General features: G+C 45.8%; 21 protein-coding genes. 4 read left to right on the forward strand and 17 right to left on the reverse strand.

The window, feature by feature from the left end:
- Positions 1-33 precede the first annotated feature (33 nt).
- Positions 34-381: a YciI family protein gene (locus ACYVD4_RS19210; RefSeq protein WP_460948568.1), complete on the reverse strand. Its 348-nt coding sequence runs from the start codon at positions 379-381 to the stop codon at positions 34-36.
- Between the two features lie 335 nt (positions 382-716).
- Between ACYVD4_RS19210 and ACYVD4_RS19215 the strand changes: the two genes are divergently transcribed.
- On the forward strand, positions 717-3,170 hold the full coding sequence (locus ACYVD4_RS19215; RefSeq protein WP_460948569.1) for a prolyl oligopeptidase family serine peptidase: 2,454 nt from the start codon (positions 717-719) through the stop codon (positions 3,168-3,170).
- A gap of 80 nt (positions 3,171-3,250) precedes the next feature.
- Here ACYVD4_RS19215 and ACYVD4_RS19220 read toward each other — a convergent pair whose 3' ends face one another.
- The 11 genes from ACYVD4_RS19220 to ACYVD4_RS19270 all read right to left on the reverse strand — a co-directional run bounded on the left by ACYVD4_RS19220 (position 3,251) and on the right by ACYVD4_RS19270 (position 14,897).
- Entirely contained in the window at positions 3,251-5,611 is a 2,361-nt protein-coding gene (locus ACYVD4_RS19220) for a T9SS type A sorting domain-containing protein (protein ID WP_460948570.1), read from the reverse strand.
- Between the two features lie 133 nt (positions 5,612-5,744).
- Positions 5,745-6,536 (reverse strand): LytR/AlgR family response regulator transcription factor, encoded by a 792-nt coding sequence (locus tag ACYVD4_RS19225; protein ID WP_460948571.1) that lies wholly within the window; start codon positions 6,534-6,536, stop codon positions 5,745-5,747.
- On the reverse strand, positions 6,533-7,645 hold the full coding sequence (locus ACYVD4_RS19230) for a sensor histidine kinase (RefSeq protein ID WP_460948572.1): 1,113 nt from the start codon (positions 7,643-7,645) through the stop codon (positions 6,533-6,535). Before ACYVD4_RS19230 ends, ACYVD4_RS19225 begins: the two co-directional genes overlap by 4 nt.
- A gap of 163 nt (positions 7,646-7,808) precedes the next feature.
- Entirely contained in the window at positions 7,809-8,894 is a 1,086-nt protein-coding gene (locus ACYVD4_RS19235; RefSeq protein WP_460948573.1) for a sensor histidine kinase, read from the reverse strand.
- A gap of 253 nt (positions 8,895-9,147) precedes the next feature.
- The gene (locus ACYVD4_RS19240; RefSeq protein WP_460948574.1) at positions 9,148-9,717 is read right to left on the reverse strand and encodes a 50S ribosomal protein L25/general stress protein Ctc; all 570 of its coding nucleotides are present in this window, start codon (positions 9,715-9,717) and stop codon (positions 9,148-9,150) included.
- Positions 9,718-9,818: 101 nt separating this feature from the next.
- Positions 9,819-10,760, reverse strand: a complete 942-nt coding sequence (locus tag ACYVD4_RS19245; RefSeq protein ID WP_460948575.1) for a ribose-phosphate pyrophosphokinase — start codon at positions 10,758-10,760, stop codon at positions 9,819-9,821.
- A 69-nt stretch (positions 10,761-10,829) separates the two neighbouring features.
- Positions 10,830-11,408 carry a phosphatase PAP2 family protein gene (locus tag ACYVD4_RS19250; RefSeq protein ID WP_460948576.1) on the reverse strand — a complete coding sequence of 193 codons (579 nt, stop codon included), beginning with the start codon at positions 11,406-11,408 and terminating at the stop codon, positions 10,830-10,832.
- A gap of 1 nt (position 11,409) precedes the next feature.
- Entirely contained in the window at positions 11,410-12,324 is a 915-nt protein-coding gene (locus tag ACYVD4_RS19255; RefSeq protein ID WP_460948577.1) for a sugar phosphate isomerase/epimerase family protein, read from the reverse strand.
- A gap of 109 nt (positions 12,325-12,433) precedes the next feature.
- A complete protein-coding gene (locus ACYVD4_RS19260; RefSeq protein WP_460948578.1) occupies positions 12,434-13,396 on the reverse strand; it encodes a Kelch repeat-containing protein in 963 nt (320 codons plus the stop codon).
- Between the two features lie 217 nt (positions 13,397-13,613).
- The gene (locus ACYVD4_RS19265; protein ID WP_460948579.1) at positions 13,614-14,336 is read right to left on the reverse strand and encodes a DsbA family oxidoreductase; all 723 of its coding nucleotides are present in this window, start codon (positions 14,334-14,336) and stop codon (positions 13,614-13,616) included.
- Between the two features lie 99 nt (positions 14,337-14,435).
- Positions 14,436-14,897, reverse strand: a complete 462-nt coding sequence (locus ACYVD4_RS19270; protein WP_460948580.1) for an Lrp/AsnC family transcriptional regulator — start codon at positions 14,895-14,897, stop codon at positions 14,436-14,438.
- Between the two features lie 174 nt (positions 14,898-15,071).
- On the opposite strand from ACYVD4_RS19270, the gene ald reads away from it, so the two are divergent.
- Positions 15,072-16,205, forward strand: coding sequence for an alanine dehydrogenase (gene ald, locus ACYVD4_RS19275; protein WP_460948581.1), 1,134 nt, complete (start codon positions 15,072-15,074; stop codon positions 16,203-16,205).
- Positions 16,206-16,290: 85 nt separating this feature from the next.
- On the opposite strand, the gene ACYVD4_RS19280 is transcribed toward ald, so the two are convergent.
- From ACYVD4_RS19280 to ACYVD4_RS19300, 5 genes are all read right to left on the reverse strand, one after another.
- Entirely contained in the window at positions 16,291-16,584 is a 294-nt protein-coding gene (locus tag ACYVD4_RS19280) for a hypothetical protein (protein ID WP_460948582.1), read from the reverse strand.
- 12 nt (positions 16,585-16,596) lie between these two features.
- Complete coding sequence (locus ACYVD4_RS19285; protein ID WP_460948583.1) at positions 16,597-17,394, reverse strand: DUF3298 and DUF4163 domain-containing protein; 798 nt, start codon at positions 17,392-17,394, stop codon at positions 16,597-16,599.
- Between the two features lie 104 nt (positions 17,395-17,498).
- The gene (locus ACYVD4_RS19290; protein WP_460948584.1) at positions 17,499-18,233 is read right to left on the reverse strand and encodes a LytR/AlgR family response regulator transcription factor; all 735 of its coding nucleotides are present in this window, start codon (positions 18,231-18,233) and stop codon (positions 17,499-17,501) included.
- 85 nt (positions 18,234-18,318) lie between these two features.
- Positions 18,319-19,437: a sensor histidine kinase gene (locus ACYVD4_RS19295; RefSeq protein WP_460948585.1), complete on the reverse strand. Its 1,119-nt coding sequence runs from the start codon at positions 19,435-19,437 to the stop codon at positions 18,319-18,321.
- A 205-nt stretch (positions 19,438-19,642) separates the two neighbouring features.
- The gene (locus ACYVD4_RS19300) at positions 19,643-20,278 is read right to left on the reverse strand and encodes a histidine phosphatase family protein (RefSeq protein WP_460948586.1); all 636 of its coding nucleotides are present in this window, start codon (positions 20,276-20,278) and stop codon (positions 19,643-19,645) included.
- Between the two features lie 178 nt (positions 20,279-20,456).
- Here ACYVD4_RS19300 and ACYVD4_RS19305 point away from each other — a divergent pair, with 178 nt between their 5' ends.
- The gene (locus tag ACYVD4_RS19305) at positions 20,457-20,873 is read left to right on the forward strand and encodes a hotdog fold thioesterase (protein WP_460948587.1); all 417 of its coding nucleotides are present in this window, start codon (positions 20,457-20,459) and stop codon (positions 20,871-20,873) included.
- A gap of 92 nt (positions 20,874-20,965) precedes the next feature.
- A complete protein-coding gene (locus tag ACYVD4_RS19310) occupies positions 20,966-21,901 on the forward strand; it encodes a hypothetical protein (RefSeq protein WP_460948588.1) in 936 nt (311 codons plus the stop codon).
- Positions 21,902-21,949 lie beyond the last annotated feature (48 nt).

Below are 21,949 nucleotides of genomic sequence, written 5' to 3' on the forward strand. Positions count from 1 at the left end.
TGAGCCTGTAGTTGGTTGCCTTACTGTAGCTGTTTATACGTCAGCCTGCCGGAAGGGTTTTACGTCTATTTTCTCCCAAACACCCGCTACGATGTAGGGGTCTGTTTTCAAATACGTATTCAACTGCTCTTCGGTTTCCATCTCAAGCAGGAGCATGGAGCCGATCATTTTACCAGCAGAGTCGAGCAAGGCTCCCCCCAGCACGAATTGGCCATTGGCTTTTAATTGACGGGCATACTCAAAATGGGCAGGACGAGCTGCCATACGACGGCTGAGGGCATCTGCATCGGTATAGTCGTAAGCATGAACAACGTATCGCATCGAATCGGTTAGCGTTTGGTTAGGCAAGATAACATCTTTCGCCAACATAAACGCTCGCATACCGAAACAGAGCCAACCTTTAGACCGTGTATAAATTATAGCTCAATCGAGCGGATGCTGTTCAACCTAATTCTGTGTGAGATCTAAACTATTTTAGCATCATCCAATGCGATTTGGGCATGTTCAAGAAAGTGATTTACCTGTTCTTTCATACGCGCACTCCTTCTTTGCGAGCGTTCTGATATACTCCGCTAAGAGACAGGTAATGCCGCTTTAAATTCGCGTACAATCGGTTCTATAGCAGGGTTGATCACTGTTTTCATAGCGGAAAGTACTCTTTTCAGCCTTTTCTTCCTAATTTCCGGTTTCATCCATTTCATTCACTTCGTCTTAATATGCGTTACCTTTTTAGTTGGTCTTGCGCGTTGTTCGCTACGTCGGCGCTGGCACAATCAACACCAACTGCTACGTCGGCCAACACCTCTCCCCTCACCATCGAAACCATTATGCAGGACCCTAAAGACTGGATTGGCACATCGCCCTCAAATCCGTTCTGGTCCGACGATTCGCAAACGCTTTATTTTAACTGGAACCCAGAAAAAGCCAAGAGCGACTCGCTTTATAAAGTCACGTTTAGTAAATCGGGACGTAGCACCGCACTTGTTCCGTCGAAACCTGTTAAAGTAAGTCCTGCCGAACGTAACAAATTACCGACGGCTCCTGTAGAAGCATTTAATAAGGCTCGTACACAGCGACTTTTCGACCGTCAGGGCGATTTATTTTGGATAGACGTAAAAACTGGCCGGATTCGGCAACTCACAAATACGGTCGAAACCGAAAGCGATCCTGTTTTTTCGGGCGATGAGCAACGGGTTATTTTCCGACGTAGTGAAAACCTGTTCAGCATTAACCTTAACTCAGGCGAGCTAACCCAACTCACCGATTTCCGTTCTGGCACGAAAAAAGCCGACCCGAAACTGACCGACGAAGAGAAATTTCTGAAACAGGATCAGCTACGTTTGTCAACGATTTTGAAAGAACGAAAAGAGAAAAAAGACGAAGGCGAACGTATCACGAAAGCTAATAAACCCAATCGTCCGAAAGAGATTTATCTGGATGAGAAGCGGCTATTTAACCCGCAACTAAGTCCCAACGGGCGTTACGTTACGTATCGTCTGGCTAAAAATCCGACAGGTGCCAAAACAGCGCAGGTACCAAACTACGTAACAGAATCGGGTTATACCGAAGATATTCCGGCCCGAACCAAAGTAGGCGCACCGCTGGCAACGCACGAGTTTTTTGTGTACGACATTGCCAAAGACACCGTTCGGCTGGTTTCGGTGAAAGAGATTCCGGGCATTTCCGACAAACCCGACTACCTGAAAGATAGCAAACCGGCCAAGTCGGATACAGCTAAAAAAGTCCGCTCTGTAGTTATTAATGGCCCAATCTGGTCTGACGATAGTAAGTTATGCGTGGTAGTCGTTCGGTCGCTCGACAACAAAGATCGCTGGATTATGCGTTTAGACCCCGAAACGCTAAAACTCAGCCTGCTCGACCGTCAGCATGACGATGCCTGGATTGGTGGACCAAATATTGGCGGATTGAATGCTCCCGGAAATATGAATTTTCTGGCCGATAACCAGACGATCTGGTATCAGTCTGAAGCCGACGGTTATTCACACATCTATACCCTTAACGTACTGACAGGAGCAAAAAAGCAACTGACTTCGGGCAAATTTGAAGTCCAGCAGGTGCAGCTCTCGAAAGATAAAACGTATTTCTTTCTGCAAACCAACGAAGTGCATCCGGGAGAACAACATTTTTATCGAATGTCGGTCAATGGTGGCGAACGGGTTCGGCTAACAAACATGACGGGCGCTAACGACGTAACACTTTCGCCCGATGAAACCCGGCTGGCTATTCGGTACTCGGCAACTAATAAACCCTGGGAGTTATATGTGGACGTTATCAATCCCATTTCGTCAGGTAAAGCACCTAAAAACGTATCGATAACTTCTCCTGTTAAACTGACCGAATCGCTGACAGATACTTTCAAAGGCTACGAATGGCGCGAACCAACGCTGGTAACGATTCCGGCCCGCGACGGGCAGCAGATTTATGCACGGCTTTACAAACCCAAAAATCCATCGGGCAAGAGCGTCGTGTTTGTACATGGAGCGGGTTATTTGCAAAATGCCCATAAATGGTGGAGCCAGTATTTCCGCGAGTACATGTTCCATAATATGCTCGCCGACAAAGGCTATACCGTGCTCGACATCGATTATCGGGCCAGTGCTGGCTACGGTCGAAACTGGCGTACAGGTATTTATCGGCACATGGGTGGAAAAGATTTAGACGATCACGTCGATGCGGCCAAATGGCTCGTTCAGACGCAGGGCGTTGATGCCAACCGTATCGGAATTTATGGCGGCTCGTATGGCGGCTTTATTACGTTAATGGCCATGTTTACAGCGGCCGACCGGTCCGGCGTTCCGGTATTTAAAGCGGGAGCCGCACTACGTCCGGTTACCGATTGGGCTGCTTATAATCATCCGTATACGGCCAACATTCTGAACGAACCGCAAAGTGACTCCCTCTCCTATCGCCGTTCTTCTCCCATCAATTTTGCCGAAGGTTTAAAAGGCCATTTGCTTATTTGCCACGGCATGGTCGATGTAAACGTACACTTTCAGGACACTGTACGTCTAATACAGCGACTCATTGAACTTCGTAAAGAAAATTGGGAAGTAGCTGCTTACCCAGTTGAAGATCATGGCTTTGTAGAACCGACCAGTTGGATGGATGAATACAAACGTATTCTGAAACTATTCGAAGAAAAGCTTTAAGGCTACTTAAAATGCTTTCAATAATAAAACCCCGCTCCTGTTACTTCCAGAGCGGGGTTTTATATATAACCTAACAAAGATTACTGGACTAAGACACGTAGCACAGACTGACGTGAATCGGCGTTTACTTTGAGTAAATACGTTCCGGTAGAAACACCGCTCATGGGCCATTCAGCTTGTTTTTTACCTGTAAAGGCAGGAATTTCAAAAGCACGTACAGCCCGGCCAGATGCATCGAGCAATTCAACCTGTACCACCGAACGCTCTGCCTGTTCAATTTCCAGCCGCAAGCGGTCAACAATTGGGTTTGGTACAACCCGTACAGATAAACCCGTTCCTCGCTCTTCAGCCGTTAAAACAAAACTGATCGCTTCAGAAGGGGCCGATACGCAACCGTTGTTGGTAACAATAACGTAGTACTGCCCGCTGTTGAATGGCGTAAGTGTTGCTCCGGTAGCATTCGCAATGGGTTTTCCTGGTTCTGTATCCGTACGTATATACCATTGAATTCCCGCTGGTGGATCAACCACCTGTAACGTACCACCCGACTGCGCCAAAACGGGTTTTGCCGGAATCAGATATTGCGCTTTAATATTTACAAATACGGTGCTGGTTGTGCAACGATTACTGTCAACTACGCTTACTGTGTAAGCGCCTTCGGTTAACCCCGTTTGTGAGGTTGTAAATGTTTTCAGGGTGTCTTTTCGTTCCGTTGACCAGTAATAGGTAAATGGTTTTGTGCCACCAACAACCTGAACTGCTGCTTCACCGTTGTTCCCACCTTTACACAGCACATCTTTTATTGTTGCGATAGAAAGCGATAATGAATTTCCATCGGTCACAACGGCTCTGACAGAATCCGTACAACCTGCCTCATCAACTACACGTAGCAGATAGGAGTTGGGGCGAAGGCTCCCAATCTGACTGCCAATCTGGTAGGGCTGCCCCGCCACCTGAAACTGACGGAGAATTCCGGTTCCACCCGTTGTAATCAGGTTAACAGCCCCCGTCGGACAAACGCAACACGTAGCAGGAATGGGCGATGCCTGAACTTTCAACGTATCAGCTTTCGTAACCGTAACCGATACAATACTCGTACAACCATTGACGTCTGTACCGACAACCGTATAATCGCCAACCGCAACTCCAGTAAACACATTACTACTTTGCGGGTTTCGACTGGCTGTCAGTTGATACGTAACGGCACCTGTACCGCCAGCGGGCGTTACCGAAATAGAGCCGCTATTCGGTCCAAAGCAGTTTACTGGTTTGGATGTTGCCGTCATTTGCAAGGGTTTCGGCTGCTCAACCGCAACCGATTGTTTGCCTACACATCCGTTTCTATCGCGTACGGTTACGTCGTATGAGTTAGCGGCAAGGCCCGTAAATCGGGCACCTGTCTGAAAAGCACCGGTGCCAAGTTGATACTGAAATGGGGCTGTTCCGCCAGTTACAGAAACCGATATCGCTCCATCGACCGAACCCGAACAGCGCGTTAGCTGCGGAGTCAATTTAATATCCATCGTATTAGGAGCACCAACTTTTACGTCCTGAAACAAAACGCAGGCGTTCTTATCACTAACTCCTAAAGTATAGGTCGTATTGGCTTTAAGGTCAACAAATGTTCCGGTCAATTGCGGAGCACCGTTGTTCAAGATATACCGATATTGCCCGTTGCCGCCCGAAGCAACCGCAATGATTCCACCATCTGATCCTCCAGTACACTTGGTATCAACCACAGTGATACTTACGGTTATTGGAGGAGGTTGGGGTATTTGAATAGTCGTTTGAAGGTTACACCCTCGCGTGTCTCGCACAACAACAGGATAAGAACCTGCAATTAAGCCCCCAAACTGATTATTGGTTTGAAAAGGCAGATTATTAAATTGATATTGATACGATCCCGAACCTCCCGACGTAACAAGCACAACCTGGCCATCTTTCCCATTGTTACAGGCCACTGCCACGATAGACGGATTCAGGACAATAGCCGAATGCACTTGCACAGTAGCCGAAGCCGTCGACGTATTGGTTGTTACGTTAGTAGTTGTCACTACCGACGTACTGACGGCGGTTGAACTGGTAGCCGTTGAGCTACTCCCGGTACTACTAACCGGAACTGTGATTGTTCGTGTTTCGGTCGACGTAGTAGTTACGATACAACTCAACGAATACGTCGTCGTCTGGGTTGGGGCTACGGTGATTGACGACGTATTCTGGCCTGTAGACCAACGTAGTGTACCTCCGCAATCTGTTGCGGTCAGATTTACATTGGTACCAGCGCATACGGGCGATGCCCCCACGGTTATTCCTACAGCAGTCGGCGCTTTCGGATCGGCGCCATCCTTCGCCGACGTAACGGTTGAGATGCCTGTAACGGCAAAAATGCAAACAAAAAAGAATCTGATAATCCCAGACAAAGAACGTAAACGAATATCCATATATGGCCTACAACTTCCAACCCGACAAAGATAGTCAGTTAAATTACTATTTTCGCTCAATAGGCCGCACGCTTCTTACTACGTGGTATATGGTTTTTTTGCAGGGTTGCCAACGTATCAGTTATTCAGATGATTATTTACCCATCCATTTTTTGAATTCACTTACTTTTTCGCGGCTCACAATGGCTTCCTTATCGAAAACAGGACGTAGCGTAAGTGCCAGACGGTTACCGAAATAAGGCTGCATCTGATCAACGGATTTGTGCGTTACCAACATTCCCCGGTTGATTCGAAAAAACTGCTCAGGATCAAGGGCTTCCGCCAATTCGTCAAGTGTATAATCGACCAGAAATTTCTGATTGGTATGAGTTCGAAAAAAGCTAAAACGCTCATCTGTATAGAAATAAGCAATTTCTGCCGTTTCAATCGATAACAGACGTTGCCCCTGCCGCACCAAAAAACGCTTCCGATAATCTTTGGGCTGTTGCTGCAACTGAAGTTCACGCAGCAGTTTGTCCAGATTCAGTAACTGAGTGCCAGACGTAGCAGTTTCTTCCGAATGCGGCTGGCTTCGTAAATCATAAAACTTCTTCAGACTGCGCTGTAATTCTTCTTTCTGAATTGGTTTGAGCAGATAATCGATACTGTTGACCTTAAATGCCTGTAAAGCATATTCGTCATAAGATGTCGTGAAGATAACCGTGCTTTTTACGTCGACCTGCTCGAATATTTCGAAGCTCTGTCCATCGGCCAGTTCAATATCCATAAAAATAAGACTGGGCGTTGGGTTATTTTGCAACCAGTTCACCGATTCTTCGATACTGGCCGTTACACCCTCAACAGACAACGTTGGATCTACTTCATTTATAAGCTTACGAAGTTTACGAACGGCCAGATCTTCATCTTCAACAATTAAAACATTCATGCGTTTAGGGGCATTAAGAGAGGTAAAATAACTGTAAAATAGCCATCATCGTCACGAACGGAAGGCTCTGTTTTGGCAAGCAGTTGATACTTTGCCGCTATATTACTTAACCCGACGTGGTTCGATAATACGCCCGTTCCGGTTTTACGCTGTAGGTTATTCCGAACCATCAACTGGCAATGTTGATACGTTCCTGATTCATGGTTGAGCACAACCCGGATTTCGAGAAGTAATGGCCTACTGGCACTTATTACGTTGTGCTTCACGGCATTTTCGACCAGCATCTGTAAGGTTAAGGGTGGCAATAAATAAGCCTGACATTCGGTTGGTACGTCTACTTCCAATCGGATACCAGCCCGATAGCGAGTTTTCAGGAGGTGGTAGTATGAATCGATAAACGATAACTCAGTGGAGAGCGTAGTCAATTCACTTTCATTAGTTTGAAGCAGATAGCGATACACTTTTGCCATCTCGTCCACAAATTGTTCGGCCTGTTCTGGCTCGTCGGCTATCAACGACGACAGCGAGTTGAGGCTATTAAACAAGAAGTGGGGATTTACCTGACTTTTCAAGCTGGCCAGTTGGCTCTGTAGATTTATTTTTTTCAGTTGTTCGCGTTCAAGGGCATTTTCTCGCCATTTCGCCAGCGAGTAGGTTGTTTCGTCGATGCTGACCGATAACAGATTCGCGCCAACATTAATCAATAAAATCTGTCCTGTATTCGTATGGTCATATACGTACCCGAATACCTGCAAATAATCGTATAAGAATAACGTACCGAAAATAAACAGGGGCGTAACCAGCATAAAAACCAACAATAGCCGACTCACACGGGGGCAGGTTTGGCCGTAATTAGGATAGCGCCGAATCACTGCCTGTGTCAATAAATCGAGGGTAACCAAACAGGCAGAGGCAATGGTTAAATTCAGACAAGTGATTTTTATGAACGTCCAGAAATCAGCGATATACGAATCACCCAGAGCCAGATACGTAATCAAAGGGATAAACCACGGAAACAGCAATAAAAAATGCCACTGAGTCTGTGTTCGAAGCGAACTCAGCCCAAAACGGGTCCATTTTTTCTGTATCGTGGTTTTAAACTCGTTCATGCTACGTCAATAAACTAGAAATTGGCCGGTCAATACCACCCAAAAAGTAACGGCAAATAACATCGTCAGTCTGTCAATTGCACCTCATTCGTGTTCGAAATGCGGTTTGGACTACTCCTTCTGCCAAAAACAATAGTTGAGTTGTGAATAATGGATTGAAGCGCTACAAACCATTTCCTGAGATTGTCTGAAATAAAGGCAACGTAACAACAAACCGGGTCTGAGTTTCCTGAATAGCTACCGGCTCGTTGCTTAATAACTGGTATTTGGCTGTCAGATTCGATAGTTCGGATTGACGGGTTTCAACACGTAGCGTTTTTCGTTGCAGATTATTTTCAACCCGTAACTGACCAAAAGCGGTTGTCCGTATCGAAATCGAAAGTGGCTTGTCGGCCATCATAATGTTATGCTTGATCGCATTGTCGATTAGTATTTGTAAACTAAGTGGAGGCAGGTTATAGCCTTTAAACAACTCATCGATTCGGTATTCGACCTGAAGGCTTTCGCCATACCTTATTCGAAGCAGACTGATATAAATGGCAATAAAATCCATTTCGGCCTGGAGCGAAACCAGCTCACCAGCTCCAATTGGATTCTTTCCTGCCTGAAGCATATATCGGTACACTTTTGCCAGATCATCGACAAAGCGTTCTGCCTTTTCGGCATCTTCACTGATAAGCGACGAAAGCGAGTTCAAACTGTTGAACAGAAAATGCGGATTGAGTTGCCCTTTCAATCGGTCGAACTGGTGTTGAAGCGCCATTCGTTTCAACTGTTCGTTTTCGGTTATATGCTTTTTCCACTGCGAGTATGTGTAAAACATACTTAAGGCAATGCACAAAAAGAGATCGAACAGCAACCCGAGTATCCAGATGGGTCGAACCGCTTTCCAACTGAATCGAACGCCTGTGCTGGGCACGATACTATAAACCCATACATCGAAAATAGCCAGCACTACCGTTAGTCCACCCACTAAAATCAGCATCACAAGGGTTCGTTGCAAGGCCTGTCGAACATCAGGAAAACGGGCAATAACCCAACGAACGGCAACAGTCAGGGTTACAATCGACAACCAGTAAAGAAAAAATACGGTGACCGTTCCGCTAAGAAATACAAGTGGATCGGAGAAATAGCGAAGGCCAACAAAGTAATAATTACCCAGCGGAAACAGCACGGGCATCATCAGCAGATGATACCACCACTCATAGGTACTAAAAAAAGAAGGCCGTTTCAGCAAAAAGTAGGTCATAAGCGATAGGTCAAGTTAATGAAACCTGCTCGTATAGCCGTGCCAGCCTACCATAGATTGGTAATTCTTGTGTATGAATTGCCAAAAAAGATGTATGAATTGCTACGTATCAAGCGCTCACTTCGCAACTGAATTTTACCACGTTTTGCTGTTTGTCGCAAACTTCAGTAGAAGCAATACGTTTAGCTCATACCAATAAAAAAGCCGCTCATTTTCATAAGCGGCTTTTTTATATCTATTAGTGTATTAGGAATTACTTGGCAGAAACCTGACCACGTAGTGCCCGTGGGATTTCGATGCTGGCTACTGGATTTGACGCCTGCTCCAACATTTCGATGTTTGCTACTGGAATCTGACCAACCCGTACCGACTTACCAAGATCAAGACCTGATACGTCAACATCGATAAAATCAGGAATATTGTTGATGGTTCCTTTTACACGCAGTTTCCGAACGCGTGTAACCAGTTTACCACCTTTCTGAACACCCGGAGCCGAACCAACCAAACGAACAGGAACAGCTAATTTAACAGGCTTATCATCAGTCACCAACAGGAAGTCAGCGTGTAGTAACGCATCACTAACTGGGTGGAACTGAGACTCTTGAAGAATAGCCCGATATTCTGCACCTTCAATGTTCAGATTTACTTCATACACATTAGGCGTATAAATCAATTCACGGAACAGAATGGCAGGAGCATAAAAATGAACCTGATCTTCACCACCATACAATACACAGGGGATATTGCCCTCGGCCCGAATCGCCTGTGATTCCGTGCGGCCGAGATTCGCTCGTTGATACCCTACAATCTCGATTTTTTTCATGATAACAAAATTTAAAGAATGAAAGAGCGAATGAGCGTCAGAGTGAAAAAGAGGCTGACCTTGTTGTCTTTCGCTCGTTCACTCTTTCACTCTGTCGCTCTTTAGTTTTTTATAAACAATGAACTAATAGATTCATGATCGCGGATACGGCCGATGGCTTTGGCAAATAATTCAGCCACCGAAAGTACCCTGATTTTGTCGTTGGCCTGTCTCATCGGCAACGTATCGGCAACAACCAGCTCTTCTAGTACAGAATTGCCAATATTTTCGTGCGCCTTACCCGACATAACCGGGTGCGTACACACTGCCCGTACCGACTGGGCACCTTTGTCGAGAATAATCTGAGCCGCTTTTGCCATCGTGCCACCTGTATCGATCAAATCATCAACAAGTACTACGTTAGCCCCTTCCACGTCGCCAATCACTTGCATCGACGCAATTTCATTTGCCCGTTTGCGGTGCTTGTCACACAACACAATATCGGCATTGAAATGCTTGGCAAATGTGCGGGCCCGATTAGCACCGCCCACGTCGGGCGAAGCAATCACCAGATTTTCCAGATTCAGACTCTTGATATAGGGAACAAAAACCGACGTTCCTTCCAGATGATCGACCGGAAAATCGAAAAATCCCTGAATCTGACCAGCATGTAAATCGATAGTCATCAACCGATCGGCACCTGATGCTTCAAGCATATTGGCTACTAACTTAGCAGCAATAGCCACACGAGGTTTATCTTTCCGATCCTGACGAGCGTAACCGAAATAAGGAATTACTACCGTTACGTAGTGAGCCGACGCACGCCGTGCGGCATCGACCATCAGCAGCAACTCCATTAAATTGTCGCCAGGAGGAGGTGTCGACTGAATCAGAAAAACGTCGCAACCACGTACCGATTCTTCAAAACTAGGCGACATTTCACCATCGCTGAATCGACGGCACGTGTAACCACCTAAGTCTTTGCCGTAGTAATGAGCAATTTTTTCGGCCAAATAAGTTGATTGACTACCCGAAAAAATCTTAACCGGATTAAACGAAGCCATGTTACCAGACAAATTTTCCGCAAAGGTAAGGAAAAAATAAGCCAGTTGCTCGGAGTTACCCAAGTTTCTTTACCAGATGTTACCAGAGGTCTGAAACCGTTCCCGGATATTTCGGTAAATACCAACGCATAGCCATGCCGAAAGAATACCCACTCCCGTTCCTGCCAGTACGTCGAGCGGATAATGTGCCGCTACGTATATCCGGCTGTATGACACAACAGCGGCCCATAAAAAGGTCCAGCGCAGCCATGAATGCAGCCGGCCTAATAAAAACCATAAACTGGCTGCAAGCGCAAACGTAGTGGCAGCATGTGACGAAGCAAACCCGTATTGACCGCCACATTCAACCACCGGATGAATGAGTTGTTGCAACGAAAATTCATGACAGGGCCTGAGTCGGTGCGTGAGTGGCTTCAGTATAGACGATGTAATCTGATCGCCCATGGCCACAGATGCAATAATCGTCAGCAATAGCCCTATTGCCTGTTTGCGATACTTATAAATCAACCAGCCAACCAATAGTACGTAGAACGGAATCCAGGTATTACGCTCCGTAATCCCGACCATGATAGGGTCAAGCCAGGGCAGGTATTTACCATTGAGCCACAAAAACAGGTCGGTGTCGAGCCGGTTCAGTTTTTCGATCATGTTACAGCACCAAAAACTGACTCAGGTAATTTCGAGCTGTCAGAATAGCATTTTGCACATCCTCCGGACTTCCTTCGAATGCCTTATCTTCCACCTCAATGCAAACTGGGCCGCGATAACGTACATCGGTCAGAGCTGCGAAGAAATCGCGCCAGCGTACATCGCCCAGACCCGGAAGTTTAGGCGAATGAAACTCCAGCGGATTGGCCATAATACCTACCCGGTCGAGTTTGTCTTTATACAGTTTCACATCTTTCAGATGGATGTGGTGCAATCGTTCGCGGTACTGGTAAATCGGTTTTATCTCGTCCATCATCTGCCAGATCAGATGGCTCGGATCATAATTAAGGCCCAAAGCCCGCGAGGGAATAATTTCGAACATTCGGTCCCAGATAGCAGGCGTTGTTGCCAGATTTTTGCCACCGGGCCATTCATCATCGGTAAACCACATGGGGCAGTTTTCGATACCGATTTTTACATTATTCTCTTCTGCAACTTTCACAATGGCAGGCCAGTGTTCGGCATACAGTTTCAAATTATCTTTTATACTCAGCGACGGATTACGACCTATGAACGTATTGACAACCGGAATACCAAGTTTAGCTGCTGCCCGAATTATCTTTTTTATATGCTCCCTATAAAACTCGGCCTGTTCGGGGTTTGGATCGAGCGGATTCGGATAATAACCTAATCCCGATATGTTTACGTGATACAATCGGGTCAGTTTGTGTATCTGATCAACGGAGAGATTATCGACATCAATGTGTGTAACGCCAGCATATCGACGAGCGTCCGCATTGTCGGAAGGCCAGCACATGACTTCAACACATTTGAATTTGTGCTCCGACGCAAATTTCAGAACACCATTCAGATCGTAATCGGCCAGAATTGCCGAGACAAAACCAAGGTTTAGCATAATTCAAATTGATTCGAGGACGCAAAATAAGACCAATTTCCGAAAAGTGATTTTGCTACGTATTGGAAGGGACAAGTAGCGAAATCACTTTTGCCTAAACTACAACACTTTATTTCATTACTTCAACGGTGTTGATTTCTGGCCCTCCGCCGTGATTGGCAGAACCTGCTACAATATATATTTTGCCCTGATAAACAACGGCCTGGGTGCCATGACGCCCCTGTAACATCTTGGGGCCTGCTATCCAGCGATTGGTTTTGGGGTCAAGTGCTTCGGCTTCGTTGTGAGCCAGTAACTGTGTCGTTTCACCACCAATAATCCAGACTTTACCACCCTGCGTAACAGCCGTAGCACCAGCACGTTGAGTCGGGATGTTGGACGTAGCAGGCAGGGTTGTCCACTTACCCGTTTTAAAATCGTAAACATCCACTTCGGCAATGGTCGTTTCCAGCACTTTGTTGATACGTGCCGTTGAATTACGTCCGCCAGCCAGATACAATTTATCATCAACAACAGCGGCACTGATATGATCACGGGTGCGGGGAGCATCGGCCAGCCGTTTCCACGTATTGGTTTTAGGATCATACTCATCGAGCCACGCTACGTGTCCGTCATAGTGCCCGTCGATGATGCCGCAGGCCATATAAATTTTGTCTTTATACACCACAACTCCTGCTGAACCACGTAGCCGCTCCTTCGGTATTTCGGGGCCTATGCGCCATTTACCCTGTTTAGGGCTGTAGATATAGATATTTGGAATCGGTGTTTCGTGCGGATATTTTCCCTGAAACGCACCCATTACGTATAGCTCTCCATTATACGTAATAGCCTGAAAATGATTCATTTCAACAGGCGGTGCTGGCAACGCTTTCCAGGCTAACGTTTTCAGGTTGAGCGCGTCAAGCGGCCTCTCTCCCCGCCCACCCACAGCGTACATACTATCGCCAATTAACGTAGCAGCATTTTCATGACGGGCTGAGCAGGAATTTTGGGTGGTTACGGCTTGCCACGTCTGGGCCTGAAGCGTAAAGGCAGTTGCTACGTTAGCCAAAAGGAATAGACCGAATTTCATGAGCGTAAAGGGGTGAATGTAAACGTAATAAAAACCCGAACCACAGCCGATGTTACTCTATTTCACATCTATTTTTAGACATACATATCCACCTTCCCCTGAAAATCAATCATTTCGACTCTTACATGTATTATATAGAAATGTTGAACGCATAGGCTATTAAACAGCGAAGGCCAGTAGTTCAACTACTGGCCTTCGCAAATCACACGCTTCTAACTTATTTATTCTCAGGCAATACGCAACCATCTTCGGGTGTACACGTAGCATCATCTTCATTCACAGTCACCAATGGTGCATTTTGTTGCTGCCACTCAGCCCAGGCGGTTTCCAGTGCCCCCTGAAACGTTTCGGGAGCCTGCGCACCTGAAACTGCATATTTTCGATTAATTACAAAAAAAGGAACACCCCGAACCCCTAATTGCTGTGCTTCGTAAATGTCATGCCGAACAGCATCACTGTAGTTATCCGACGCCAGAACTTTGCTTAGTTCATCTGCATCGATGCCAACATCAGTACCTAATTCAAGCAACGTAGCATGATCGGCGGTATTTTTGCCTTCTGTGAAGTAGGCCCGAAACAGGCGTTCTTCGGCCGCATCACCCAGTCCATGTTTTTTTGCCAGTTGCACCATCCGATGCGCATCGAATGAGTTAGCTACAATAGCCCGGTCGAAATGATAATCCAGCCCCACTTCGCGCGCCATATCCGTTACGCGGTCATTCATCTGGGTGGCCTGTTCCAGACTCCAGCCTTTCACTTCGGCCAGATACTGATTGATACTCTTATTCGGCTCTGTTTTCATTGCCGGATTAAGCTGAAAGCTTTTCCAGACAATGTTTACATCCTTTTTATTCGCAAACTGCGCCAGCCCTGCTTCAAATTTACGCTTGCCAATGTAGCAGAATGGGCACATTACGTCACTCCATATTTCGACTTCCATAATGAGCATTATTGTAGTATGTTTTCTGAACACAAACCATCCTGAATTCGTCTCAACTAGCTCTGTAAACTCACCCCACCTCGTTCACAATTTAATGATTTACAGAGGGACTATAGTTGAGTTTTTCACTTCAGACATCACAAAAAAGCTATTAATATGCATAGCACCGGGCAATACCGACAGCCTTTCCTGATAAAACCGATTGTAAGTTTCCATATCGGCGCTTATCACTTTAAGCAAATAATCGAACGTACCTGACACTCGATTACATTCCAGCACTTCGGGCAAGTGTCGGACAGATTCATCAAACGTAGTGAACGTATCACGAGTTTGTCGGTCGAGGGTAACCTGACAATAAACCATTAATTGATGCCCGGTCTTTTTTCGATTTACAATCGTTACGTAACGTTCAATAACACCTTCTCGTTCAAGGCGCTTGATACGTTCATGAACAGGCGTTTTCGATAAATTTATCAGCTTACCGATTTCCTGAATGGTGAGCTGGGCATTTTGCTGAAGCGCATTTAATATTTTACGGTCGGTACTGTCAACGGACTCCATAGCGGCATTTTTACGGTAATACGTTTGCTGGAAGGTACTCAAAAGAATTATTTCCTATCAAGGTGACGAATTGTATTTAAATTTCCTAAAAAAAAGTTATCTGTTAGAAAACAATTACCAGCCATATAGCTTTGTAGTATTAATTGCTCGCTCACACAACGGCATCCAGATAATATGGTTATTGGTGTTCCTAAAGAAATCAAAAACAATGAGAACCGTGTAGCACTGACACCAGCAGGCGTTACGGAACTTCGCAAGCATGGCCATACAGTTTATGTACAGGTCAACGCCGGCGAAGGCAGTGGATTTGAAGACGAAGGATACATAAATGCTGGTGCTATTATGCTACCTACCATTGAGGAGGTATATGGCATTGCCGAAATGATTATGAAGGTTAAGGAGCCAATTGCTTCTGAGTATGACCTGATTAAGGAGAACCAGTTACTGTTTACTTATTTTCACTTTGCTTCGTCAGAAGAACTGACACAGGCAATGCTGACAAAAGGGGCTGTTTGTTTAGCCTACGAAACCGTTGAACGTCCCGACCGTAGTTTGCCTTTATTGGTACCAATGTCGGAAGTTGCGGGGCGGATGGCGGTTCAGGAAGGAGCCAAGTATCTCGAAAAACCCCTGAAAGGACGTGGCATTCTGCTCGGCGGTGTGCCGGGTGTTAAACCTGCCAACGTATTGATTCTGGGCGGTGGAATTGTTGGCACACAGGCGGCTAAGATGGCGGCTGGCCTGGGGGCACACGTAACAATTATGGACGTGAGTCTGGCTCGACTACGTTACCTGTCTGATATTATGCCACCGAACGTCCAGACGATGATGTCGAACGAATACAATATTCGGGAGATGATTAAAGTCTGTGATCTGATCATCGGTGCGGTGCTGATTCCCGGAGCCAAAGCTCCGCACCTCATCACCCGTGAAATGCTGAAGATGATGCGTGCCGGTACGGTACTCGTCGACGTAGCTGTTGATCAGGGCGGTTGTATTGAAACCTGCCACCCAACCACCCACGAAAATCCGACTTACATCATCGACGACGTAGTACATTACTGCGTAGCCAACATGCCGGGTGCTGTACCCTATACAAGTACTGTAGCTCTAACAAACGCTACGTTGCCCTATGCGTTACAATTAGCCAACAAAGGCTGGCAACAGGCTTGCCGCGATAACGGCGATCTGAAGCTTGGGCTGAATGTTGTGGAAGGAAAAGTTGTTTACAAAGGAGTTGCTGACGCTTTCGGATTACCTCTCACCGATGTGAGTGACGTGCTGACACCAGCCGAGGTAACCGAATAAAAATATTACTTATTCATCGACAGACGAGGCCGCGTCCGAAAGGATGCGGCTTTTTTATGGCTATACAAACTAAAGCTACTGTTTCTTAAGCGGTTAATTCCTGTTTGACCAGCACAGTCCACTCTTCTTGCAATGTTCCATCGAAAAACGGAGCACCCGCCCGACGATACCAGTAACCAGCATTGAAACGATCTCCTTCTTTGCGATGTAAGTAAGCATGAAGCCGGTCGTACCGCTGCGTACCTTCCCGGCTTTGGGCAATGTTGTGAGCCTGTTCCCAATTGTCGTTGGCATCATACCAAAGCCCTTGTAACACAGGGTGCAATTCACTTGGCGGCTTAGTAGCAGAAAGCGAGGCTGTAAACTCGTCGTAGGTCATATCAGAAAGGAGTTATAACCAGTCGTTATGTAGTATCCCATTGAGTTGTTCATACGGAACCGTTATTTGAATAGCTCCGACACTGTAGGCGGCAATCTCGTAGGGGTTATAATAAAACACCATACCGTTCTGGTTAAGGCCAATATTTTCGGGCAGAAAGAAACGCCCTTCGTGTAGAAAATAACCCTGTTCTTCCAGATTATCTTTGGGTTGTATTGACTGCTGTTTCCGAAATGCTTTTTCTACTACGCCAAGCAGGGCCGTAGTATCAGAAACAATGTCGGTTAACGTAAGACGACGACCTGTTTCCCGATCAAATGTATAATAAGTCAGATTCGAATTCGGGTGTGCCCCGCCAGTGTAGGCGTAGGTTTCAAATTTTACAGTCAACGTTTTTGGACTGACATGAAGCGTATCGGCCGTTGTTTCCAGTTCCCAGCAACCATTCAGCGCGCCCATATCCTTCCGGACTTCTTCGTAATCGGTCGCAAATAATGCAGCAGCTTTATCCAGATTGGTTCGAGCATCAGGAGTTTGTGCTACTGTAGTGCTATCCAGCCAGTTGACGATACTTCCTACAGCTAGAAGATGGAGACTGTCATTAATTTTTCGAGCACCCTCACTATCCTCTTTTAATAATACGTAAGATACCGAAACCGATATGCCTGTATTGCTGGTAGTGTCGCATCGTGTTGCGCCAGCAAACGTAAACTGTTGCCGATCAAATGCAGGCGGCCCCGAACGCGTAGACTGACAGGCGGAAAAGAAATAGACAGAGCTGAAAAGAAAAGCGGCAATAAAATACTTCATGCAAGAGACGTAATAACCGAATACGTAAACAGGAAGTAACTCAACGAGTATGAGGATTTTCTCAATTTCTGTACTACGTTCCGCCCCTTCCTGTTTACTCGTTATTACAAACTTAACAAATCTTTAAACCGAATGGCTTGCCGACGGCTAATTTCGATTTTATCGCCACCCCGTAGCGTTACCAGTAAACCACCGCTAAACCAGGGTTCAATCTTTTCAATCCATTGCAAATTGATGATGTGTTTGCGGTTGGCTCGGAAGAACGTAGCAGGATTCAGCCGATCTTCCAGTGCATTCAATGACTTGAGAACGAGTGGTTTCTGATCGTCGAAATAAAGCCGAACGTAGTTTCCCATCGACTCGAACAGGCGAACTTTGCCTAATTTTACAAACCAGCACTTTTCGCCATCTTTAACGAAAACCTGATCATTTTCGCCCAGAATTTTACTTGTCGAACCTGATGCGGTTCCATTATTTTCTGGTACGTGCTGTTCTTCTTCGACCCTGTGTATCGCTTCTGACAGGCGCGCTAACTCAACAGGCTTTAGCAGATAATCCAGCGCATTATATTCGAATGCCTTGATGGCATATTCATCGAAAGCAGTTGTAAAAATTACCTCCGGCGTTTTCCCTTCAATTGACTGTAATAGCTCGAAACCGTTTTTACCCGGCATCTGAATGTCGAGAAATAGTAGTTCAGGCTGAAGTTCATCAATCATTGGCAAGGCTTCATCGGCATTAGCCGCTTCGCCTATAATCTGGATTTTAGGAAAGTTTTCGAGTAATCTACGTAACTCATTACGAGCCAGCCGCTCGTCGTCGATGATAATGGTTTTCATACGTGTATATTATGCGGGCAAGGGAATAAAGGTACGTAGCGAGAACATAAACGCGAATTAGTTAGGTTATTGCTTCGTGGATTCCTTATCGTTCACTACTAACACCTAACTCCTTTTTTCGGAATATACCCTCCGATTGAGCAGGGATTGTTATTTCAGCACAGACAACCGGACCACCTTTGCTTAAATCAAGTGTTTCGCCCGATTGGTTATCTCTCTTTTCTTCCTGAAAAATATCAAACGTCGCTTCCGGGCCATACAACAGCTCAAGCCGTTGGGCCGTATTAGCAAGCCCAAATCCGCCAGACGCTTTTTTATCGCCCAGCACACCGGTATTACGAATCTGTATATGCAATTTGTCGGCCTCAACGGTTGATCGAACTTCAACAAACCCTCCACCTATAGCTGTCGATACGCCATGTTTTATCGCATTTTCTACAAGCGTCTGGAGCATCATGGGCGGCACCTGCCAGAATAACGTTCGGCCGTCGAGGTCGATATGCGATGTTAGCCGATCTTCATAACGTACTTTCTCAAGGGCAAGATAATCTTCTACCGTTTTGATTTCTTCCCGCAATTCGACTGTCTTGCGTCGATCGGCAAGCAGTGAATTTCGAAGCAGGTTTGAGAGTTGCGTAATTCCCTGCTGTGCTTTAGTCGGATTTTCGTAGACCAGAGCGCGAATGCTGTTCAGGGCGTTGAAAACAAAGTGCGGATTCAGTTGCGAACGTAGCACTTTGGCTTCGGTTTCTCGAATATTGGTTTTCAGGAGAATACGCTCGATTTCGGCATTCCGGTTTTCTTCAACGTAGTGGTAAACCGTATAGCTCAATACCCAAGCCAGCATAATTTTACCCCACGACATAATGTAGCCAATGAAGAGCCAGGGCTCGTCCATCAGCGTTTGCGGAACAATCAGTCGATCAATTGGCAAGTTGACCATTGTCATAACCAGTGCCATAACAAAGGCCGAGAAAAGTACGCGGGGAGCTAGTTGAAAAAAATGCATCCGGACCCAATTCCACCGACGTATCATGAGTCGGTATAGATGTGTAAGTGTAACACCCAGAAAAATATTGGCTATGGCCAGATACAACGTATCATGCTCGAATCCGAATTCAAGCACATAAGCCGAGTAGTCGACCAAAATCAGCAACGACCACCCGAAAAATTGACAAAACCAATATATTTTCTGCTTCGACATACCTATTAGTAATTCCCCCACTAGCGGACAGTAGGCGAATATACAAGATTGATATCCAGAAGAACAAGATACTACACTAATGGAAGAAAAGGATGAAGGATGGGGCCGCAAGAAGGAGGAAAGGGAAGTAAAACAAACGCTCGGCGTAGTGACAATTGATTGTTCTACTGCTGCTCGTTCGTTTCACTTCCCTTTCTAAATAGTATCAGGCCATAGCCAACGAGAGCAGGTGGGCCGTATCGTTGCTCGATTCAATCGTAAAAACCTGAGTATCGTAATTGTATCGGAGCGTATAAAGGCACAGATTGCTGTGTTCGAAATGGTCCATCATTGCCAGAGGCTGGTTGGTAAGCCAGCAAAGCAGAATTCGTATGGCCCGGCCGTGCATAGCAATCAGAATGGTTTCTTCTTCCGGATGTGACAGGATTTCGGCAAACGCTTCTTTCTGACGGACAACAACCTGTTCGGGACTTTCTCCGCCATCGGTGGCCATTGCCGTATTACCCGATGCCCATCCTTCAATTAGGTCTCTGTAATATTCATTGTCCAGGTTGCCCGGAACTTTACCTTCCATAATACCCCAGCTAATTTCATTGAGGCCAGTAAGTTTCTCGAAAGGCAATCCTAGCTCAATAAAGGACTCTGCTGTTTGATACGTCCGTTTGAGTCCTGAGATGTAGATTTTGTTGAACGGCACGTGCTGATACGCCTGAAAAAAAGCCAGCGCCTGCGCCCGACCCATTTCGTTTAAGTCCGAATCAACTCCACTTCCCTGTACTACGCCCCGACGATTGTAGTCGGTTTCGCCGTGGCGAATTAGATAAATTAACTTTTGTCCCAAACTTGTTCGCTTGCCTATTGGCAATTTTTCCCGATTTTAAAGCGCAAAATTACACAAAAACAATGGTTTTTACAGTAGCTGGAAGCTAGTAACATGAAGTGAAAAACTATAACGGAAATAATTAGTTTTCTGTCATTTATTCCATTTCTAACCTACAGTCCCTCCTACCTTTACAACTATGAAAGCGAATTTCGATCTGAATGCACTTGATTTTATTCACACAGACTCCATCGGTAAACACCTTGGTATCGAATTCATGGAAGCTGGTGAAGGCTATCTGATAGCCCGTATGCCTGTCGATAAACGAACCCAACAACCATTTGGCATTTTGCACGGCGGTGCATCGGTAGTACTGGCCGAAACATTAGGCAGCGTAGCATCATGGATGTTGCTCGACAACCCTGACACACAACGCGCCGTTGGGCTGGAAATCAACGCTAACCACATTCGGTCGATACGTGACGGTTGGGTATATGGTCGCTGTACGCCGATTCATACAGGACGTACTACACACGTATGGGACATACGTATCACCGATGAAAACAACAAAATTGTTTGTATCAGCCGGTTAACCATTGCGATTATTGGGAGTTAACTACTAGTACGTTTAAAGAGATGGTTGATCAGCAAACATATACGTTTAATGTTAAAGCAGGCTTCCAGAAACTGCGTTGGCTAAGCGTGTTCATGCTCTTCATAACCACGCTTATTCTGCCGGTTGGGCTGGCTCTTCAAAATAAACCCTACATTAATTGGGGTCAATTGCTCATTTTCGAAACGGCTATGGGGTTTATCTGGCTGTTGCTGGTAATTGAATTTGTAAAACAAACGGTTTCCATTACCTGCTATTCAGATAGTTTTACTATCAGAAAAATCGGACAGCGAACGTATCAGTATCCGTATACGAGCATTACAGGGCATCTGGTACGTAACGGAGAACTTATCGTTTATTTACCCGACAACTGGTTTCAAATTCGTGCCGATGAATTTGAGGATTACAACGAATTATACGCCATAATTAATTACCACAGTCAGGCTGTCCCATTCAAGAAAGTAATGACGCTACGTGTTCGCAACCGGCTTCGTTGGGCCATCGTTGGATTAACTTTGCTGGTAGCGGCTAATATTGGCTTTGGTTTTCTGGCCTACAATTCAGAAGACGCCCATCAGCCTGTTCAACTGACCGCCCTAACCGATACTGTACGCTACGTATCAGAAAATCGTAATAAAGGGCGATTGGTCGGTTTTACGTTTCGACTTCAGCGCTGGCCCGGCTTTGATTTTTTTGTACGACGTCGAAATTACACCAATGACATTCGCCTTCTGAAACAGGATGTTCGATTAAATCAGCCTGTTACGTTACTGATTAACTCGAGCGAATACCATAAAAAATTGCAGAAAAGCAGTCCGCTTACATTCGGCGATAAATACGTCAATTACTACGTAGTACAGGTTTTTGGAGCCAATCAGGGAAAGCATTTACACATTCGAACGGAGGAGTCGCCTAAACCGCTGACGCATACAAACCCACTACAACGTTCATTTCTGTTCGGTATACTTTTCCTGTTTTGCTGGACAGGATGGGTCTACGTTGATCAGCACAAAATTCTCCGGCCAACGTAGCTCAGACACCTTGAAAGCGTCTGAGCTACAGGCCTGATGACCTGATTC

The organism is Spirosoma daeguense (genome assembly GCF_054776875.1).

Coding starts and splice junctions, on each gene's coding strand:
- ACYVD4_RS19210 (WP_460948568.1), bottom strand. CDS start 381: ATGCGAGCGTTTATGTTGGCGAAAGATGTTATCTTGCCTAACCAAACG.
- ACYVD4_RS19215 (WP_460948569.1), top strand. CDS start 717: ATGCGTTACCTTTTTAGTTGGTCTTGCGCGTTGTTCGCTACGTCGGCG.
- ACYVD4_RS19220 (WP_460948570.1), bottom strand. CDS start 5,611: ATGGATATTCGTTTACGTTCTTTGTCTGGGATTATCAGATTCTTTTTT.
- ACYVD4_RS19225 (WP_460948571.1), bottom strand. CDS start 6,536: ATGAATGTTTTAATTGTTGAAGATGAAGATCTGGCCGTTCGTAAACTT.
- ACYVD4_RS19230 (WP_460948572.1), bottom strand. CDS start 7,645: ATGAACGAGTTTAAAACCACGATACAGAAAAAATGGACCCGTTTTGGG.
- ACYVD4_RS19235 (WP_460948573.1), bottom strand. CDS start 8,894: ATGACCTACTTTTTGCTGAAACGGCCTTCTTTTTTTAGTACCTATGAG.
- ACYVD4_RS19240 (WP_460948574.1), bottom strand. CDS start 9,717: ATGAAAAAAATCGAGATTGTAGGGTATCAACGAGCGAATCTCGGCCGC.
- ACYVD4_RS19245 (WP_460948575.1), bottom strand. CDS start 10,760: ATGGCTTCGTTTAATCCGGTTAAGATTTTTTCGGGTAGTCAATCAACT.
- ACYVD4_RS19250 (WP_460948576.1), bottom strand. CDS start 11,408: ATGATCGAAAAACTGAACCGGCTCGACACCGACCTGTTTTTGTGGCTC.
- ACYVD4_RS19255 (WP_460948577.1), bottom strand. CDS start 12,324: ATGCTAAACCTTGGTTTTGTCTCGGCAATTCTGGCCGATTACGATCTG.
- ACYVD4_RS19260 (WP_460948578.1), bottom strand. CDS start 13,396: ATGAAATTCGGTCTATTCCTTTTGGCTAACGTAGCAACTGCCTTTACG.
- ACYVD4_RS19265 (WP_460948579.1), bottom strand. CDS start 14,336: ATGGAAGTCGAAATATGGAGTGACGTAATGTGCCCATTCTGCTACATT.
- ACYVD4_RS19270 (WP_460948580.1), bottom strand. CDS start 14,897: ATGGAGTCCGTTGACAGTACCGACCGTAAAATATTAAATGCGCTTCAG.
- ald (WP_460948581.1), top strand. CDS start 15,072: ATGGTTATTGGTGTTCCTAAAGAAATCAAAAACAATGAGAACCGTGTA.
- ACYVD4_RS19280 (WP_460948582.1), bottom strand. CDS start 16,584: ATGACCTACGACGAGTTTACAGCCTCGCTTTCTGCTACTAAGCCGCCA.
- ACYVD4_RS19285 (WP_460948583.1), bottom strand. CDS start 17,394: ATGAAGTATTTTATTGCCGCTTTTCTTTTCAGCTCTGTCTATTTCTTT.
- ACYVD4_RS19290 (WP_460948584.1), bottom strand. CDS start 18,233: ATGAAAACCATTATCATCGACGACGAGCGGCTGGCTCGTAATGAGTTA.
- ACYVD4_RS19295 (WP_460948585.1), bottom strand. CDS start 19,437: ATGTCGAAGCAGAAAATATATTGGTTTTGTCAATTTTTCGGGTGGTCG.
- ACYVD4_RS19305 (WP_460948587.1), top strand. CDS start 20,457: ATGAAAGCGAATTTCGATCTGAATGCACTTGATTTTATTCACACAGAC.
- ACYVD4_RS19310 (WP_460948588.1), top strand. CDS start 20,966: ATGCTCTTCATAACCACGCTTATTCTGCCGGTTGGGCTGGCTCTTCAA.